The organism is Paenibacillus montaniterrae, from assembly GCF_018403185.1.
GTDB lineage: Bacteria > Bacillota > Bacilli > Paenibacillales > Paenibacillaceae > Pristimantibacillus > Pristimantibacillus montaniterrae.
Window position 1 is genome coordinate 44546 of the sequence record NZ_BOSE01000008.1, and the last position, 17140, is coordinate 61685.

Annotated in this window: 16 protein-coding genes; 8 read left to right on the forward strand and 8 right to left on the reverse strand. The window is 44.4% G+C overall.

Translation table 11 applies throughout. From position 1 onward, the window contains the following. Positions 1-62: 62 nt before the first annotated feature. The 5 genes from KJS52_RS19105 to KJS52_RS19125 all read right to left on the reverse strand — a co-directional run bounded on the left by KJS52_RS19105 (position 63) and on the right by KJS52_RS19125 (position 7013). Positions 63-893 carry a carbohydrate ABC transporter permease gene (locus KJS52_RS19105; protein WP_213518388.1) on the reverse strand — a complete coding sequence of 277 codons (831 nt, stop codon included), beginning with the start codon at positions 891-893 and terminating at the stop codon, positions 63-65. Beyond that, positions 890-1756 carry a carbohydrate ABC transporter permease gene (locus KJS52_RS19110; RefSeq protein WP_213518390.1) on the reverse strand — a complete coding sequence of 289 codons (867 nt, stop codon included), beginning with the start codon at positions 1754-1756 and terminating at the stop codon, positions 890-892. The genes KJS52_RS19105 and KJS52_RS19110 overlap by 4 nt, the downstream gene beginning before the upstream one ends. 502 nt (positions 1757-2258) lie before the next feature. Continuing rightward, a complete protein-coding gene (locus KJS52_RS19115; RefSeq protein ID WP_213518392.1) occupies positions 2259-3602 on the reverse strand; it encodes an ABC transporter substrate-binding protein in 1344 nt (447 codons plus the stop codon). A 121-nt stretch (positions 3603-3723) separates the two neighbouring features. Continuing rightward, the gene (locus KJS52_RS19120) at positions 3724-5229 is read right to left on the reverse strand and encodes a response regulator transcription factor (RefSeq protein WP_213518394.1); all 1506 of its coding nucleotides are present in this window, start codon (positions 5227-5229) and stop codon (positions 3724-3726) included. Continuing rightward, positions 5226-7013, reverse strand: coding sequence for a cache domain-containing sensor histidine kinase (locus KJS52_RS19125; RefSeq protein ID WP_213518396.1), 1788 nt, complete (start codon positions 7011-7013; stop codon positions 5226-5228). Before KJS52_RS19125 ends, KJS52_RS19120 begins: the two co-directional genes overlap by 4 nt. A gap of 227 nt (positions 7014-7240) precedes the next feature. On the opposite strand from KJS52_RS19125, the gene KJS52_RS19130 reads away from it, so the two are divergent. Continuing rightward, positions 7241-8209, forward strand: a complete 969-nt coding sequence (locus KJS52_RS19130) for an acetylxylan esterase (protein WP_213518398.1) — start codon at positions 7241-7243, stop codon at positions 8207-8209. 57 nt (positions 8210-8266) lie between these two features. On the opposite strand, the gene KJS52_RS19135 is transcribed toward KJS52_RS19130, so the two are convergent. Further along, the gene (locus KJS52_RS19135) at positions 8267-8728 is read right to left on the reverse strand and encodes a VOC family protein (protein WP_213518400.1); all 462 of its coding nucleotides are present in this window, start codon (positions 8726-8728) and stop codon (positions 8267-8269) included. 99 nt (positions 8729-8827) lie between these two features. Here KJS52_RS19135 and KJS52_RS19140 point away from each other — a divergent pair, with 99 nt between their 5' ends. The 4 genes from KJS52_RS19140 (at position 8828) to KJS52_RS19155 (ending at position 12717) form a co-directional block, all read left to right on the forward strand. Next, on the forward strand, positions 8828-9739 hold the full coding sequence (locus KJS52_RS19140; RefSeq protein WP_213518401.1) for a helix-turn-helix transcriptional regulator: 912 nt from the start codon (positions 8828-8830) through the stop codon (positions 9737-9739). Positions 9740-10064: 325 nt separating this feature from the next. After that, a complete protein-coding gene (locus KJS52_RS19145; protein ID WP_213518403.1) occupies positions 10065-11096 on the forward strand; it encodes a hypothetical protein in 1032 nt (343 codons plus the stop codon). A gap of 69 nt (positions 11097-11165) precedes the next feature. Beyond that, positions 11166-11705: a hypothetical protein gene (locus KJS52_RS19150; protein ID WP_213518405.1), complete on the forward strand. Its 540-nt coding sequence runs from the start codon at positions 11166-11168 to the stop codon at positions 11703-11705. Positions 11706-12039: 334 nt separating this feature from the next. Next, the gene (locus KJS52_RS19155; protein ID WP_213518407.1) at positions 12040-12717 is read left to right on the forward strand and encodes a hypothetical protein; all 678 of its coding nucleotides are present in this window, start codon (positions 12040-12042) and stop codon (positions 12715-12717) included. A gap of 107 nt (positions 12718-12824) precedes the next feature. On the opposite strand, the gene KJS52_RS19160 is transcribed toward KJS52_RS19155, so the two are convergent. Beyond that, a complete protein-coding gene (locus KJS52_RS19160; protein ID WP_213518409.1) occupies positions 12825-13727 on the reverse strand; it encodes an SDR family oxidoreductase in 903 nt (300 codons plus the stop codon). A gap of 164 nt (positions 13728-13891) precedes the next feature. Between KJS52_RS19160 and mug the strand changes: the two genes are divergently transcribed. Then, positions 13892-14389, forward strand: a complete 498-nt coding sequence (mug, locus tag KJS52_RS19165) for a G/U mismatch-specific DNA glycosylase (protein WP_213518879.1) — start codon at positions 13892-13894, stop codon at positions 14387-14389. A 30-nt stretch (positions 14390-14419) separates the two neighbouring features. On the opposite strand, the gene KJS52_RS19170 is transcribed toward mug, so the two are convergent. Then, positions 14420-15166: an RNA polymerase sigma factor gene (locus KJS52_RS19170; protein ID WP_213518410.1), complete on the reverse strand. Its 747-nt coding sequence runs from the start codon at positions 15164-15166 to the stop codon at positions 14420-14422. A 142-nt stretch (positions 15167-15308) separates the two neighbouring features. On the opposite strand from KJS52_RS19170, the gene clpP reads away from it, so the two are divergent. Both clpP and KJS52_RS19180 read left to right on the forward strand, forming a co-directional pair. Next, positions 15309-15893 (forward strand): ATP-dependent Clp endopeptidase proteolytic subunit ClpP, encoded by a 585-nt coding sequence (clpP, locus tag KJS52_RS19175; RefSeq protein ID WP_213518413.1) that lies wholly within the window; start codon positions 15309-15311, stop codon positions 15891-15893. A 127-nt stretch (positions 15894-16020) separates the two neighbouring features. Continuing rightward, positions 16021-17094: an NAD(P)H-dependent flavin oxidoreductase gene (locus tag KJS52_RS19180; protein ID WP_213518414.1), complete on the forward strand. Its 1074-nt coding sequence runs from the start codon at positions 16021-16023 to the stop codon at positions 17092-17094. The last annotated feature ends 46 nt before the right edge of the window (positions 17095-17140 follow it).

Sequence of the window (17140 nt, forward strand, 5' to 3'; positions counted from 1 at the left end):
GAGTATGCTGGCTACCGTCCACTCCTCTATTCATTTTAAAGGGGCCGGAGATTACGTGCTGGCTAACCTTTTACCGCACCTGCTGTCATGCCCGCCACAATTCGTTTATTGAAGAAAATAAATAATATAAGCGGTGGAATCGTAATCAGCAATATGTTGGAGAACAACAGATTGTATTGCGAGACAAATTGGCTCGTAAAATTATAAAGCGTCAGCTGCACCGTAACGTTTTTGACGCCCGGCAGAAAATAAAGCGGGTTCGTAAAATCGTTGAAGATCGTCACTGCCTGCACAACGATAACCGTAGCCGTAACAGGCTGCAGCAATGGCATTATAATTTTGAAAAACAGCTTAAAGCCGCTATAGCCGTCCATAATGGCCGCTTCATCAATTTCCTTCGGAATCGAGGCGACAAACCCGCGATACAGCATTGCGCAAAATGGAAAGCCGAGCGCCACTTCAACCAGTATTAAGCCTGGCAGCGTTTTAAATAACTGAAGCCCATCCAGCACCCATATCGTCGGTACAATCGCGGGTGGTATAATAAGCCCCATTAGCACCAGCAGGCTCAGCCACGGCGTAAATCGATCTGTTCGACGCTGCATCACAAATGCCGCCATCGCAGAAACGATCACCAGCAGCGCGATTGAAGCCAGCGTAAGCACCGTACTATTATAGAAGGCGCGTACCAGCATATAGTCTCTGTATACAAATACCTCCTTAATATTTTCCCACAGCAAGTTTACTTGCGGCAGCGCCAAATCCATTAACGATGCTTCTCGCGGTGATTTCATGGCAGTAATGATGACAAAATAAAGCGGTATCCAGAAGATGACGATACTGGCTATCAATGCGATAAATTCCATTGCAAATCGCTGCACACGCTTGCTCATAGATCCACCTCATTTTTCGTCAAGTAACGCGATAACGGATATACGAGCAGCGTTACAAAAATAAACAGGATGACATTGCCTGCTGTTGCCAGCCCATAAAATCCGCCTTGATACTGCTTATAAATGATTGAAGCGATGACATCTGTGGCAAAGCCCGGTCCGCCCTTCGTCATTGCCCAGATCAAATCAAAGGAACGCAAGCCGCCAATAAACGAAAGAATGATAACCGAGTTTGTCGCTGGGCGGCTGAGCGGAACGATAATGCTCCAAAATTTATTCCAGCTATTGCCGCCATCAATTTGCAACGCTTCATAATACTCCTGCGGGATCGATAAAATACCGGCAATATAAATGACCGTAGCAAAGCCAACACCCTTCCACACATCAACGAAAGCAACAGAAAGCAGCGCCAGCTTGCGATCTCCCAGCCAATCGGGCCCATCAATACCAAGCATTTGCAGCCCCATATTAATAATGCCTTCCGTTGGATGCATCATAACCGTGAACGTAATGCCGACTGCAATCGTACTGACCAAGGTCGGGAAAAACACAACCGAACGCAAATAGCCGGTCAGCCTCAAGCCTAACGTAAGAAATACGCCTAGCAATAAACCCAGCACTACCTTCAAGCCACTGGTCACAACAGCATAAATTGCCGTATTCTTAAAGCCAATCAGCAACGAAGGCTCGCTAAAAAACATTTGAAAATTTTTTAGACCAATAAATTCATAAGTCGATAAATTCCATCTCGTTAAGCTAAAGAAAAAAGACATCAAAGTAGGAACGATGAAAATAACAATATAAACAATCGCCGCAGGCAGTAAAAACTTGTAAGAATAAATCCTTCTAAACACCTTAGTCATAAACTCACCCCGTCAGCGCTCCGGAGCAAAGCATCCTCCAGTCGCTTTTTAAATCGTAATGTTCTTATTATATTTTAAGGTTGCATTACGATGTTAAAGGCGACCCACTGCGTTTTTCGGATGCTTTGCTCCTCCGCTGTAGCTTTTTTTTTGAGAGCAGCTCCAAGAAGATGGCACGATACTAGAAAGCGAGGAGCGCAGCGTAGACAAAAACTACGTGAGCACCGCAGCTTTCGGTAGCGTGACATATTCGCCGTCGATTTCACTACAGCGCCCAGCATCGTCATCAAAGTCGTATTTTTGAACCTCCTCTTCCAATGGAAGTTCAAAAATTCGGCTTTCAGGACCAAGAAGATGGCACGATACTAGAAAGCGAGGAGCGCAGCGTAGGCGATAACTACGTGAGCACCGCAGCTTTCGGTAGCGTGACATATTCGCCGTCGAATACGCTACAAAGAAACCGCATCGTCATCAAAGTCGTATTTTTGAACCTCTTCTTCCTTTACCAGCCTTCTAGTCCTAATTGCTGTGCCTGCTTCTCCACATCCCTATCATAGAGCTCCGCACCCTCTAGTGCTGTCTTTTGACCAGAGCCGACCTCGACCGTAATTTGCTCAAGGCTAGGTCCCTTAACTGGGGAAACAAATTCCAATGCTGCTGCGTTGTTGCCATTTTCAAAATATGGAAGGATATCCTTTACTACCTGTGGCACGGAATCCGGCATATCTGCGCCAACAATCAAATATGGTCCGATCGGAGCAGCCACCTCAGACATAGCTTTTACTCCGTCTACAGATGCGATAAATTCCAAAAATAATTTCGCTTCTTCAATACGTGGAGAGTTTTTGTAAATATACGCTCCGCCCGGCATCCACACGGTCAAGCCATGCGTATCCGCCGACTCGCCAGGCTGTGCAAAAAATCCGATATCTTCAATCGCTTCCGGCATGTTTTGCTGCATGGCTGAGATCGCAAAGCTCAGCATCGGGTAGTGCGCGCCTTCACCCTCTGCCAGCTTGCGCAAGCCAGCATCATAGGTTGTGGCCAGGTAATCTTTATTCATTAAGCCAACCGTTTCCTCGAGCTTTTCAAAGCTGCGCAATGCCGCCGGATTGCTGGCGTATTTTGCTTTATTATGCGTGTAATCGTCAGCAAAGCTTGGATCTGCAAGCTGTACGTTATAGTAATCGGCTAGCACCAGCAGCTGGGACGTCCACGTATCCTTGTAGCTGCCGATAATCGGCGCTACATCTGTACCCTCCAGCGCCTTCAGATTACTCATCAGCTCTTCCCATGTTTTTGGAACCTGAAGATTGTGCTGCTCATAAACCTTTTTGTTGTAAAGCCAGCCACCCGCCATAGACGAGCCGGTTGGTACACCAAAAACTTTGCCATTTTGCGTTACCGTTGATTTGAACGAATCCATAACATTGCTCATAAACGGTTCATTCGTAAGATCCAAAAGATTTGTGTCCGGATTAAGCGCTTGCAATAATGAACCGGAATTGTAGAAAAATACATCGGTCATATCGCCGGTCGCCAGACGTGTCTTCACAATGTTGTCTCCCTCACTGCCGCCTGGCCGAATATCGGTTTCAACGGTAATGTAGTCATATTTTTTCTGAAATTCCTCGACCAGCTTTTCAGCTGTTGCAATGGAATCCGGATTGTTATCAACGAGCAAGCTCAGTGTCACTTTATCTCTCGGATTGCCAGTATTCCCGTTGTTCGTCGTTGAGCTGTTGGAATCCGAGTTTGACACTCCATTGTTAGATGAACCGCTGCAGGCTGCAAGCACACTAGCGATCAGTGCAATTGCAAGCAGCATTAAGGCTGCCTTTTTCATGCTTGTTCCCCCTTATTTGTTTTGGTTACAGCTTCATTATAAACGGGAGTTGTCAGGAGCATATATCTGCAAAATTTATAGATCGGTGTACACTTTTTTAAGGGGATATTGAACACGTACTTTAATGTAGACCAGTAAACTGCTGCTCTTTATATTTGCCCGGAGATTGTCCAGTATACTGCTTGAATACGGATGAGAAATGGCGGTAGGTTAAGAAGCCTACCTGCTCGCATACATCGCTTACGTTTTTCCCTTCGCTCAGCAGCTTTTTCGCATAATCGATTTTGCATTTCGTGCGATACTTGACAAAATTTTCACCCGTCACTTCTTTAAATAGCATGCTGAAGTATGCCGGATGCAGACCAACCTGGCCAGCAACTTCCTGCAGCGTTAAATCCTTATCGCAATTTTGCGCGATATAGTCAAGTGCTCGAGCAATGCTGCCTGGTATCGGCTCAGTCGGTTCCTCCTGATCGGAGGAAAGCTCATCAATTTGCTGCTTATACCAGTCCAGCAGCTGCGTAATGCTCAAGCTATGAACCATATTGCCAAAGCCGTGAAACGAAGCGCCGCCTAGTAAAGCAGAACGGGCTGAAGCTATACTGCTTTTGGAGAGTGCGAGCAAAATAAACAAAATCTCATTTTCAATAAATGAATAGTTCAGCCTCGTTTGCTCACAAAACGCAATAAAGCCTTTATTCAAATGTTTAAATTGTGCTGCATTTCCTTCGACAATCGCTTTTAACAGCTGTGAGCGCAGCGAAATCAGCTCATTCATTTCAAGCTTTGTACTCTCGCTATTGTTGATGCTGCTTATTTCTTGAATAGACATAATGCGCTCTCGCTGCAGCCGACTGCTTGTTTCATAAGCTAGCATCGCTTCTTCCAAACTGCTTCTTAAGCCTGCCCATTCTGTATAAGTTGCGCCAATTCCAATATATTGATCGGTTATATTGCTGATCGCCAGCCATTCTATTAAACGTTCTGCCTGCTTATCTTTGGAAATCAGCACATTAATGGCATAGCTGTGATGCGTAAAAGAATATAGCAGCACATCCTGAAAAAGCTCCTGCTTGAACGGTGTATCACTGACGCAAATTGTAAACTCTGCATAGCTCGTCACCGGCATCCCCTGCTCGATCTCGATCGACTCATCCCACTCCTGTTGCATGAGCAGAAACTCCTTCAGACGCATGACGATAAACTCTTGATGATTCGCTGCGAGCTGCTGGTTTAGCAGGCTGAGCTGCTGTTGCTGCAACAGCGCTGCTTTAACTTTTTGCAGCGCCTTTTCTATCGCTGCTTCGGTTATCGGCTTTTCCAAGTAGTCAATTACTCCAATCTGAATCGCCTGCTTTACATAATGATAATCGTTAAAACCGCTAAAAATGACGCAAGCGGTACTCGGCAGCTCCTCCTTAATGATTTCGATTAATTGCAAGCCATCAAGTCCAGGCATCCGAATATCAGACAATACAATATCCGGCTTATGCTCACGCACCAGGGAAAGAGCCTGCACGCCATCCTGCGCCGTACCGATCAGCTCCATTCCAAGGCTTTGCCAGTCAACCAACACCTTCAACGCTTCGACTACAATGTATTCATCATCGCACAGCACTACCTTCATTCTTCTGCACGCTCCTCTGCTGGAAATGGAATAATATATAATTCAATCGTTGTGCCCACGCCAACCTCGCTTGCAATGACAAACCTTGAGGAGTTGCCATAGTACAGCTTCAATCTTTCTTTTACATTGTTGACACCGTAGCCGCGCTCTGTCGCTTGTATATTGCTCATGCCAACCCCGTTGTCTTTAATTTTAAAATATAGCTCATGTCCGATCATTTTCCCCTCCAGCCAAATATGACCCGTGCCAAGCTTTGGCTCCAGGCCATGATAAATCGCATTTTCTACAAGCGGCTGCAGCACCAGCTTTAAGATATGAATGCTCATAATTTGCGGATCAACCTCAACATGATAGCTGAACCGATTGTTATAGCGTATATTTTGAATATTCATGTAATGCTCAATATGCTGAAGCTCCCGGAAAATCGGGATTGTCTCCTTGCCTTTATTAAGACTCAGCTTAAAGCTTTCAGATAAAGACAACGCCATTTGGGCTACCTCATCTGTCTTTTTCATGCGCGCCATTAAATAAATGGCATCGAGCGTATTGTATAAAAAATGCGGCTTGATTTGCTCCTGCAGTGCTCTGAGCTCTGCTTCCCTTTCCTTCAATTTCGACCTGACCAGCTTGTCAGACAAGTTTTGATTTTCCTTGACAATGGAGGAAAAGGTTTTGCCAAGTGAGCCGATCTCATCATCCTGAAACAAAGTATCACCTGTAATCGGGATTCCTTGCTTCCAGTCCATCATCATCTTTTTAAGCCGCAGCAACGGCCTTGTTATCGATCCGGATACAATAAACGAAACAATTAGCGCCAGCAACGCGATAGCCGTCGCAAGCAACGCGGTCGCACTGCCAATCCGCTGCGAATCACGCAGCAGCTCCTCTCGCTTAATAATGTGCATAAAGCTCCAGCCTGTCACCCGATTAAAATGCTCGCTCATTAAATAGCCCTGCTTTGTCAATGAGCTTTTAAGCGCTTCCAAGCTTTGCAGATCGATTTCCGGCAAAGCGTCGTCATGATCAACATATATAATTTGTGGCGGCTCGGCATTGAAATCTACAGCCATGTAGTGACCATTTTCCTTGTCCGAGTTAAAGACTGGCTGGAACATCGATTTGGAGACATTAATAATGAGCATTCCGATGACGTTGCCGTCTATCGTGCTGGAATCGCGATATAATCTGACGCTGGAAAAGGAATTTTCATTATCTCCAAGCACATTTTGACTAAAATAAACGACGCCTCCTTGAGCTTGCTGCACCTTTTGATACCAATCGCTCGCTTCAATTCTCTCTTTCTTCAGCTCTCCCTCATAGATTCCTGCATCATCCGTTTTGCCAAAGCAATATGCCGTATACTGAAGATCGAGTACGCATAAAGAATTGATAAAGCGAATGTCTACCGAGTTTTCATGGATAATTTGAGATAATAGGTTAATAAGTCTGTTTCGATAATCGACGGGTTGTTCAGAGGTGTTGCCAGCTTCTTCGGTAATTTCGTACAGCACATCTCTAACTGAATGGTTATATACGATGTAGCGATGCAAGCTTAAAATGTTGCGAAACAGCAAGTCGGCGACCTCATTAGAAGTGGCAAGCTGCGTTTCATTCGTTTGCGTATTGTAGGTAACGAGGCGATCCTTGGCGATGCCGTAAGAAAAATATCCTAATATTAAGAGAGGAGGCAAGGAAACAAGCACTAACGTAACAAAAAATTTTGTTCTTGTTTTTCGAGGAATTAGTAAATGCAACAGCTTCTTCAATTGCTTTCTGGTACGCATTAAATCCCCCCTTATTTTATTTTGAGGCTTAACTGCTAATTATCGTCTATTATAGCAACAAACCTTAAAATCGAGTCAACTTAAAAAATAGTCAGCTTAAAAGCGCCTATTAAGCAAACACTCAATGTTTTAACAAGCGCCAAAACGATGTATTATTGTAGGGGATACTACTTAACGCTTAGCCTTTTAGAGCGTACTACCTTTTTATATATAAGGAGATAAATGCGATGCATGCAATTGAAAAGCGAATCGTTGAGCTTAGGCAGTATGAGCCGCAGCTCGTTAAGCCTGACGGCTTTGAAGCATATTGGGAGCAAATAAGACAAGAAGCGCTGGCGGAGAGCTTTGATGCAATTCGCAAGCCAGCTGCTACACTTATGCAGGGGGTCGCAAGCTATGAGGTTGTGTATGAGGGCTTTGCCGGCACAAGCATTCATGCGACGCTGTCCATCCCTGCAAACCGGGCAGACGAACAGCATTATCCATGCTTGATCTCGCTGCCAGGCTACACCAGCGAACGAAGCAACAGCTATCAGCATGCCCATTGGCTGCTAATGGGCGTAGCGGTCATGTCGATTGATGTACGCGGACAAGGACGCGAGACGGGCAATTCGCTTGGCAGCAGTCACGGGATGACGCGAGGGTGGATTACAGAAGGGCTGCTGGAGCTGGAGCGCTGCTACTATAAAGCAGTCGCTGTTGATATGCTGCGTGGGCTTCACTGGCTCAAAGCGCAGCCGGAAATTGACGCTGCGCGAATTGGAGTTATCGGCGCCAGTCAAGGCGGAGGGCTAGCTTCGCTGCTTGCTGCGCAAGACCGTGACATTGCTCTGCTGGTAGCCGACATCCCCAATATGTGCCATATCGACTACGGAGTGATGCACTCGACTGGATCATTAACCGAGGTCGCAGAGTTTTGCAGAAGAAGCCCTGAGCTGCTCGATCAGGTGCTTGGCAATTTAAGCTACTTTGACCTGCTGCATATGGCAGAGCGCATCAAAATGCCTGTGCTGATGAGCGTTGGCTTGAAGGATACTGTATGCACGCCTGAGCAAATTTTCCCGTTTTTCAAGCAGATCGCCTCACCGCAAAAGCAGCTGGAAATTTACCCGTTCTCCGGTCATGTGGTGGAGCGTGCGCAGGAGCAAAAGGCGATTTCCTTCGTGCATCAGCATCTAGGGCAAGCAAGCCGCTAATGCCTTGCGGCCGCAAAAAAATGGCCTTCAGCTGCAAGGCCATTTTTTTATCCATTATTACTTACTGGAGATTACTTGATTAAGGAACTTGTCCGCGTCACTATTAAACTTCCAGGCAACACCGAATTTATCAACCAGCATTCCAAAGCACGATGACCACGGTGTATTGGACAAAGGCATAACAACATGACCGCCGTCGGACAATTGCTCGAAGTATTGCTCCAGCAATTGCTTATCATCATTCACTAGGCTGATAAGCACATGATTTCCTTTCACTAGCTCCCCTGTTACTGCCTTCATGGAAGGCAGTACGTCCGACATCATCATTTTTCCACCTGCAAATTCAATGGAACACTCCATAATCATATTTAATTCATTTTCCGGCAATGGGTAGTTTGGGTCTTGCGGGAAATCCTTAAATTTAACTTTTTTAACTTCTTTCGCATTTAAAGCCTTCGTGTAAAAATCAATCGCTTGCTCTGCAACACCATCAAAATTTAAATATACAATAGCTGGCATAAAGTACAACCTCCTTCTTGGTATATATGTAGTATAATGAATAAGAGGTGACAGCTGTATGTCATCGTTTATAAATAAAGTATAAAAGAAGGAGAATCTATGGAGAAGGTTGAGAGATTAATATCCATCATTATGATATTGCTGAAAAAGGATGTTGTTTCAACCACAGAATTTGCGCAACTATTTAATGTGTCCAAAAGAACGATACTTCGCGATATGGAAACATTGAGTTTATCAAACATTCCGATCTATGCAGTCACAGGCGTTCATGGCGGCTACGGTATTATGGATGAATACAAATTTGACAAGCGGCTATTAAGCAGCTCCGACCTGGAAAATATATTGACTGCGCTTAGCGGCCTGGAGCAAATTCTAATTGATGAGGAGGTTGAAGTGACAATAAGAAAAATAGAAGCAATGGTCAGCCCATTGTCTCCAAAGGGCTCCATTCAACTGTCATTTTATGATTGGGAAGGCCGGTCTGAAATTCGTCCAGCCTTGAAGATGTGTCAGGAAGCAATATTGGCGAGACGGCTCATTTCATTTGACTATATTGATAAAAACGGCAACAAAACGAATAGACTGATTGAGCCCTATCAGCTTCATTTTAGCGAAACGAGCTGGTACTTGAAAGGTTTCTGTTTGCATCGTATGAAATATAGAACATTTAAATTATCCAGGATCGAGCATCTACAAATCGATGAAAAAACCTTTAACCCTAGAGAGCAATCGTTAGAGCAAGAACGTGAAGCACAGTATCAACCGGAGCTAGTTGCAGTAAAAGCATTGATTTCACCTGCAATAAAGGATCAGTTCATAGAAAGATACGGACGCAAGAGCATAGAAAGCTATAGCTCTGAACAATTGTTAGCCACGATTTATATTCCCCAGAACAGTATTGGCTTTCAATTTTTAGCAAGCTTCGGTACAAATCTGCGGGTCATAGAGCCAGCTTCATACGTTGAAGAGTTTCGAGGTTATTTAATTGAAATGGTCGAGAAATATTCGTAAATGTGGAACCTTCCGTAACATACACGGAAGGTTATTTCAAATGAACAAATGTCACTTAGTTGATCAGTTCCCCTATGAAATTCAGTTGCCTAACTTGATCAAGCATCATAACACTATTTAGTTCAGATATCTTATATTGTTGATAAAACGTTTTCTAAGGCTATAAAAGAGTATTTAACTGCTCACTTATGATGAAATATTGATATTATAAGATTAAATTCAAAATATGGATGTATATGTGATAAATTAAAAAAGATCATTTGGTGATGTACTTAACTAAAGTAAAGAAAGGAGAAAACTCAATAGAATCATCAATTCAGATTGTTTGAACAATACATTATCATTAGAAAAGGAGTATTTTATTTTGAAAAAAATATTTATCGGGTTATTACTTACACTGTCTGTGTTGTTTAGCACTTCATCTACTACATATGCTTCAGATTATATTTTTGAAATAAACTCCAATAATGCTGCAAGAATGCAAGAAGAAAGAATTCAAGAAATATATGAAGAAAGAGCACGTGTACAAAGTGAAATGAATGAAGGTTACGAAGAAAAATTAGAAGAATTACAGAAAGATTTGGAGTCATTAGGAGTTGAATTCTTAACAGATTCTGAAGTTAAATCAAAATTAAGAGCCACTGGTCAAATAACTCCTTTTGTAGAAACACCTAAAAGCAATAATATAACTTGGTCTAGTTATAGGAATCCTAATTGGGTCTTAAACGGTGTTAAATATGAAGTCCAGCATTTGACAGCCGAGTCAAACTCAAAACCTTCGACTCTTACCGATAGCCAAACAATTTCGTTACAATCCTCCAGTTCTTGGAAAGTCGGGTTACAGAATTTTGTTCTTACTGCAGCAAAAGAAGGAGTATCGACAATAAATACTGGTGTTGGTATAGCTTTAACTGTATATGATGCAGTTAAGAGTTTTATTAGTGATTCTAATTTTACTAAATCAACAACTGTGAGTAATGTTAAAGCAAGTTACACTACTTCTTTTTATGAAACTATTGATTTCATGTATGTAAAAAAAGTAGGGCAGCAAGATAAAGATCAAGTTTTATCTTTTGTAACAAATTCAATGACAGGTAAAACGTCTTGGGTTGTTCCTAAATTCTCATACAATAAATATAATGGGGCAACAGAGAGCGTTGAGCATGTAACGGGAACTCGTTCCTTTGACTATAAAGCAACTGGACATCGAAACGGTTCATTTGCTGTTCATGCTTACGTTGATCCAATGTTTGGCTCTCATTCTATGGTCACTAGGGTACAAATAACCGGCATTGAAGACCAAACAGTGCAAACAATTATACCTAGGCAGTACAAAGTACCAGGGTATGTAAAGTAGTAAAAATAGATTATGGAGGTTACAATATGTGTGTTGTAACCTCATATTGTTCTTTAAGGAGAGAGTAAAATGAAAATGAAAATAATAACTACTATAGCCCTTATTATAGTCATCACTGCAATATTTTTATTTAATTACTCTTTTCCTAAGGAGATTAATATTGTAAAAACGGCTATTGCATTTGTTGAATATGATGAACATCCACCGATTCTAACAAAGGTTCATGTGGCAGGAACTATGTATCGACCAGTTTTTAAGCAACATCGATTTGAGGGTAAAATAACCATTGATAGACATGATTTCACTCTGACAGAACAGAACATAGCTCTCCCGATACTGAATCGCGAAAATGGAGTAAATTACAGTCAGTTAGTATACTTCCGTGACACAAAACCATTTGATCCAGTTGCTATCGCTTCGATTTATTATGATGATAACTTTGAACAGTTTACAATAGTCACAAGAGAGGAATGGATTGAAAAAACACCACAGTCCCTATACTATATTGTGAGCGGACAATCATATAGTGAAGCTTTTGAATCTCAAAAAGTACTAAGCGATAGACTAGGTGATGATAGTTTTGTAGCTCCTCAAAATAGCCTGAAGTAGTGAAGGTTATCAAGATACGTCCTATTATGACAAAGCAATACCCCTCACAATTAGAATCTGTGAGGGGTATTGCTTTGTCATAAGGTAGTTATTAAATGCTCGTCCCAAATATCTTATAAATATGCAAGTTTTTTGGAATAACAGGTTTATGATTACAAAAAAACCTTTACAATAGATAAAGAGAAGTACCCTTAATCCATTGATACGTGTCATTCAAAGGGAATATGATGCCCTGTTCATTCATTTTGCAAATGGATTTCTTTTGGTTTATTCATTCCTAATGATATGGATCAATTTTGTAGGGGTAAATCCAGCACTGAGGAGGTGTGTGACTATGTGGAGACGAAAATTAATAATATACTCTGCCTTCTTTATTGGATCATTAATATTTTTGGCTATAGACCATCGAGGTGTGTCTACCGGTGATTATTTGTTTAGAGCGTTGGGGTTATCTCCCTGGAGTGACGGACGCAATAATCAAGGTTTGCATTACTCTGTAGTTATCGGGATTGTGCTGTTACTCATTAGTGGACAGCTGCTTATTCATCATCTCCGCACCAAATATGATCGAGTGGGCTTGAAGGTTGTTGTTTTTAGCGTCATCTTCTTTCTTTTGTTTCCAGTAGCGTCTCGCTGGCTGTTCGTCGTTGGCAATTTGAATAGCTCAGGATTATCTGCTTTGGATTATTCAAGCAAAGATTACAATTGCAGCTTTCGCTACAATGAGGATGAAGCACTTTATGTTTGCACGATTAAGCTTTTTAATTATGGAAAGCAACAAGAGACGGTCGAAATTAAGCCGTATTTTGATGATCCTCATAGCGCGAGAATCGCAGAGGCTTCACCAAAAATCGAGTATAAAACGATCGTTATACCGCCACGATCTGACTCAACCTATACACTTTTTTTCGACGGCCTGCTTGACCATGAAGCAAAAGGTGGCGGCTTTACAAGTTTAGGAGGAGTCGTTTTAAAGCAAGATGACATCGAGAAAGTATTCATTTGGAAGTAGCTCCGCGCTTATTTGTCGTAAAGCCGAGTTAAGCCGCCATCAGCAGCTATATCTGCATACACAGCCTGCTGATGGCGGCTTAATTCACATTCGCTCACTTTCGTAAATTATGTTTCCGTCATCGTACCGCCGTTTACATGAAGCACTTGCCCTGACACGTAAGAGGAATCGTCAGAGGCTAAGTAAATGTAGGTTGGAGCGAGCTCAAATGGCTGGCCAGCTCGCTTCATCGGCGTATCCAAGCCAAACGTTTTGACATAATCTGCCGAATAGCTGGAGACGATAAGCGGGGTCCATATCGGACCTGGAGCTACCGCATTGACGCGGATGCCCTGCTCAGCAAGCTGTAACGACAAGGAACGAGTGAACGACACAATAGCCCCTTTGGTCGAGGAATAATCAACAAGCAGCGGTTCGCCAGCGTAAGCGGTAACTGAGGCCGTGCTAATAATTGTGCTTCCCTTCTTCATATGTGGCAGAGCAGCCTGCGTCATATAGAAAAAGGACAGGATATTCGTTCGGTAGGTTTGCTCCAGCTGCTCATCGGATATATCCATAATGCTTGTTTGCGGGTATTGCACCCCGTGGTTCAAAATAAGCACATCGAGCTTGCCAAAGCTCTCTAATGTTTTTTGCACGACCTGATGGGAAAAGCTGCGCTGCCTTAAATCGCCTGCGATCAGCAGGCAGTGGCTGCCATATGCCTCCACCATTTGCTTAGTATTTTCCGCATCGATTTGTTCGTGCGGCATATACGTAATGACCATATTGGCGCCTTCCTTGGCAAAGCCTATCGCAACCGCTCTGCCTATGCCGCTGTCGCCACCTGTAATGATCGCCACCTTGCCCTTCAGCTTGCCGCTTCCAACATATTCGGGATTGTCTGAAATCGGCACTGGCACCATCAAATATTCCAGGCCAGGCTGAACCTCCTGATGCTGAGGAGGAAATGTAATTGGCCTTTGCTTGCATTCTGTTTCGAATCCGTAATAGGGATATTCAGGAATCATCACATGCTGTCTCCTTTACGTTGGTTCTCTATGCAGGATATTCGCCCAACTTGAATTGGTGACAAAATACAAGCTTCTGTTCTGTAATGCCGCGATGTCCGGTGGCCTGCTGTTGTATAATAAACTTGCATTTAATCATCCAAGAGGAGTTGTCATGCTCTATGCTGACCAGCATTCCCGATCATTTAGCTGAGAATATGAATATTTTATTTGTTGGCTTTAACCCTAGTCTGCGCTCAGGTGAGACGGGGCATCACTATGCCAATCCGCACAACCGCTTCTGGAAAATCCTTCACGAAGCCGGCTTGACCGAGCGTCGATATAATGCTGCTGAGGGTAGCAAGCTGCTCGCAGACTATGGGTATGGCTTTACGAATATTGTGGCCCGCCCTACGCGTACGGCCGCCGAAATTACAAAGGAGGAGTACCGTGAAGGTGCGGCTCTTCTTAAGGAGAAGCTGAAACGCTATCGGCCGAAGGTCGTCTGCTATGTTGGCAAAGGCGTCTATGAGCAGCTGTCGGATCAACGCGATATTCCGTGGGGCAAGCAGGAGCAGTCGATCGTGCCGGGTGTGATCGACTTTGTTGCTCCATCCTCAAGCGGTCTCGTACGCATGCCGCTGCAAGAAATAATCGAGATCTATCGGCAAATCCCGATCTAGGACATGCTTGAAAGCTCCGAATGCCGGTTGCTAAGAAACCAGACGCATTTCCATCCCCTGATATGCTCCATAAGGGACATTGCTTCCAGTAAAGCTCCCAATGCGCTGAGGAGAAACTGCCATCACAATCATGTAAGCTTCTTCCTCGGTTCTGCCTGCCAATTGCAGCAGCCGTTCAATATCGCCCAGTACATAGGCCTCCACCATTTCGTCTATGTCAGCGGCCTGGCTGTCGGCAGGATGCTCGATATCCCACTGCCAATCGTCTACTCCAGCCGATCTGGCTGGCTCAAGCGCCCGCCGCGCCCGGTGCAGCAGCGACTTGACCGCACCCTCTGTCGTATCCAAATAAGCTGCGCACTCCGCTGCAGAGTAGTCAAATACGTCCCGCATTAGCAATACGATGCGCTGCAGCGGTGATAAATCGCGCATTAGCACATGAAATGCAGCAGCCATCCGTTCCTTGCTTTTATCTTCCTCGTCCTGAAGCTGCCGCTCGCAGTGCTTAGATTGCTGCTGCATAATTTCCCGATACAGCGTGGACCGTCGCAGGCTGTCTATCCAACTGTTTTTGGCTATCCGCAGCAGCAGCGCCTCCGGATTGGCATGATCGCCGCGCCGCTGCCTTCTGGCCTCTGCCTTCAGCATTGTCTCCTGCAATAGATCCTCCGCATCCTGCTCTGAGCGCGTAAGCGACAAACAATAGCGGTACAAACGAGCTCGCAGCTCAGGCTCAAATATGCTGTCAGACGTTTTTGCCGTTTGCTTTACTTTCATGATCTTCCACTCCTTTCACAGACAGAGATAGGTATATGAGGTAAACGAATGAACCTTGCCAAAAGATACGCAAATTGGGCGTATCTTTTACAATTTTTAATTCGATTACATATTGAAAACTTCACTATGGAGGCGATTTTCTATGAATGTTGTACCTTATGTTGTGGAACAAACCGGGCGCGGAGAGCGCATGTATGACATCTATTCCCGACTTCTGAAAGACCGCATCATTTTCGTCGGTGCGGCAATCGACGACACGCTAGCCAACAGCATCGTTGCCCAGCTGCTGTTCTTGCAAGCCGAGGACCCTGAAAAGGATATCCACATGTACATCAACAGCCCAGGAGGCTCGACCTCTGCTGGCTTTGCCATCTTCGATACGATGCAGCACATCAAGCCGCAAGTCGTTACCATTTGCACAGGCTTTGCCGCTTCCTTCGCTTCTCTGCTGCTGCTTGCTGGCGCCAAAGGCAAACGGTTTGCGCTGCCAAATAGCGAAATTATGATCCATCAGCCGCATGGCGGCGCTCAAGGCCAAGCCAGCGATATTGCGATCAGCGCCAGACGCATTCTGCAAATTAGAGAGAAGATCGTGCAAATTTCGGCCGAGCGAACCGGACAGCCAGCTGACAAAATCGAAAAGGATATGGACCGCGACTACTTTATGTCAGCCGAAGAAGCGCTCGCTTATGGCATCATCGACAAGGTAATCACAATGGTGCCTTAATTTTAATTAACTTGCTTTTTTAACAGGGAGACTTTATGTTCATTTTACATGACATCGATCAGGAGATAAAATGGTTTTAGCGACATTCTAGCGCGTATTTAACCATGCTGACAGGAGGTATTCGACGATGTTTGAAACGGAGTTAACGCGCATGCTGAAAATTCGTTACCCGCTATTTCAAGCACCGATGGCAGGAGGTCCGACAACACCGGCCTTAGTAGCAGCCGTTTCAAATGCCGGAGGCTTGGGCAATCTGGGGGCAGGCTACTTGGCGCCGGAACAACTTCGCGACGAGATCCGCAAGATTAGGGAGCTAACAGACCAGCCTTTCGGAGTAAACTTGTTTGTGCCTGAGCGTGAGGAAGAGTTAGAGGAAACAGCCGTTCAGATGACGGATTATCTTAATCAATACCGCATCCAACTTGGCATACCTCAAAGCCCATCCATATTGAAGTCTTCAGAATCGTTTGAGGAGCAAGTGCAAGTATTGCTTGAAGAGAAAATCCCGGTATTTAGCTTTACCTTTGGGGTAGCGCCACATGACGTCATTCAAGCGATGAAACAGCGTGGTACAGTCGTAATCGGCACTGCAACAACCGTTGCAGAAGCTGAGCATTTGCAAGTAGCCGGTGTCGATGCAATCGTAGCACAGGGATATGAAGCAGGAGGTCATCGAGGTACATTTTTGAATAAGGTTGCACAGTCTTTGATTGGTACCATGGCTCTTGTTCCGCAAATTGTAGATTATGTGTCGATTCCGGTCATTGCATCGGGCGGGATCATGGATGGGAGAGGACTTGTAGCCAGCCTCGCATTAGGCGCAGCTGCTGTGCAGATGGGCACGGCGTTTCTGGCATGTTCGGAGAGCGGCGCCCATGAAGTGTACAAACAGAAGATTGTTACAGCCAATGAGGACTCTACCGACATTACTTGCGCATATTCAGGCAAAGCGGCAAGAGGTATTCGAACAACATTTATGAATGACATGCAGCAGTATTCAGGAGCAATCCCTCCTTACCCTATCCAAAACGCTATGACGCGAGACATTCGACAAGCAGCTGCAAAAGCGAATAACCCTGAATTTATGTCGCTTTGGGCGGGTCAGGGTTTAAGATTAGCCAAAAACAGAACCGCAGCTGAAATCGTCCAGCAAACGATGGAGCAAGCAAATAGCCTTGTTAGAAAAAGCTTCCTTAATTAAAGCGGAGTTGCCTGAAAAGGGAAAGACGTAAAGCTGAATATACAAC

What these genes read in the sequence shown, in the direction of transcription:
- KJS52_RS19105 (WP_213518388.1), bottom strand. Translation starts at nt 893, where the DNA reads ATGAGCAAGCGTGTGCAGCGATTTGCAATGGAATTTATCGCATTGATA.
- KJS52_RS19110 (WP_213518390.1), bottom strand. Translation starts at nt 1,756, where the DNA reads ATGACTAAGGTGTTTAGAAGGATTTATTCTTACAAGTTTTTACTGCCT.
- KJS52_RS19115 (WP_213518392.1), bottom strand. Translation starts at nt 3,602, where the DNA reads ATGAAAAAGGCAGCCTTAATGCTGCTTGCAATTGCACTGATCGCTAGT.
- KJS52_RS19120 (WP_213518394.1), bottom strand. Translation starts at nt 5,229, where the DNA reads ATGAAGGTAGTGCTGTGCGATGATGAATACATTGTAGTCGAAGCGTTG.
- KJS52_RS19125 (WP_213518396.1), bottom strand. Translation starts at nt 7,013, where the DNA reads ATGCGTACCAGAAAGCAATTGAAGAAGCTGTTGCATTTACTAATTCCT.
- KJS52_RS19130 (WP_213518398.1), top strand. Translation starts at nt 7,241, where the DNA reads ATGCATGCAATTGAAAAGCGAATCGTTGAGCTTAGGCAGTATGAGCCG.
- KJS52_RS19135 (WP_213518400.1), bottom strand. Translation starts at nt 8,728, where the DNA reads ATGCCAGCTATTGTATATTTAAATTTTGATGGTGTTGCAGAGCAAGCG.
- KJS52_RS19140 (WP_213518401.1), top strand. Translation starts at nt 8,828, where the DNA reads ATGGAGAAGGTTGAGAGATTAATATCCATCATTATGATATTGCTGAAA.
- KJS52_RS19150 (WP_213518405.1), top strand. Translation starts at nt 11,166, where the DNA reads ATGAAAATGAAAATAATAACTACTATAGCCCTTATTATAGTCATCACT.
- KJS52_RS19155 (WP_213518407.1), top strand. Translation starts at nt 12,040, where the DNA reads ATGTGGAGACGAAAATTAATAATATACTCTGCCTTCTTTATTGGATCA.
- KJS52_RS19160 (WP_213518409.1), bottom strand. Translation starts at nt 13,727, where the DNA reads ATGATTCCTGAATATCCCTATTACGGATTCGAAACAGAATGCAAGCAA.
- KJS52_RS19170 (WP_213518410.1), bottom strand. Translation starts at nt 15,166, where the DNA reads ATGAAAGTAAAGCAAACGGCAAAAACGTCTGACAGCATATTTGAGCCT.
- clpP (WP_213518413.1), top strand. Translation starts at nt 15,309, where the DNA reads ATGAATGTTGTACCTTATGTTGTGGAACAAACCGGGCGCGGAGAGCGC.
- KJS52_RS19180 (WP_213518414.1), top strand. Translation starts at nt 16,021, where the DNA reads ATGTTTGAAACGGAGTTAACGCGCATGCTGAAAATTCGTTACCCGCTA.